A 636-nucleotide genomic window follows, 5' to 3' on the forward strand; every position below is an offset into this window, starting at 1 on the left:
CTCTTTACCGCTTTTAAGGTTAACGCGTCACTCGCTTGTACCGCGTCGGGGGACGAACGTGGCTGCCGGCATAACTTTTCGCCTCTCTTGTTCAAGAATGTGAACACCTTAAGTGATTTCTTCGCGCTTAGGACTTCGGGTGCGATCATACCAGCACTAATGCACCGGATCCCATCAGAACTCCGCAGTTAAGCGTGCTTGGGCGAGAGTAGTACTAGGATGGGTGACCTCCTGGGAAGTCCTCGTGTTGCACCCCCTTTTTGCTTTTCGCGTCAATTTGGGCCTCTCCTTCTTAGCGGCAGATCTTTTAGCATTCCATTTTTTTTTTCGGTGTCACCAGCTCGTCACGATCCCCTTTAACGGACCCGCGGGGGCCGACGTGCCTCCTCCCGGTGTCAGAACGATTGGCGTGTGGCGCCCGGGCAAAAAACCGAGGATACCGGATCGCGAATGGCCGAATCCGACACCGCCGGCGGCTCGGAACGGGCCCGCCTGTTCGCCCCGCCGTTCTGCTCGTCCCGAGCTTTCCGACGGTATATCACAATCGCGAATCCGGCGGGCGGATCGAAAGATGCGGCCTCGACAACCCAAGCCGTTCCGCGCGAACCTTCCGTCCGGAACGCACAAATAGTTTCG

1 rRNA gene is annotated in these 636 nt (G+C 57.4%); it reads left to right on the forward strand.

The annotated features are described in order from the left end of the window. Positions 1–137 precede the first annotated feature (137 nt). A 5S ribosomal RNA gene (gene rrf, locus F8C76_RS19865) occupies positions 138–256 on the forward strand. The last annotated feature ends 380 nt before the right edge of the window (positions 257–636 follow it).

This window comes from Flagellimonas olearia (assembly GCF_009184425.1).
In the GTDB taxonomy this organism is placed as follows: Bacteria; Bacteroidota; Bacteroidia; order Flavobacteriales; family Flavobacteriaceae; genus Flagellimonas; species Flagellimonas olearia.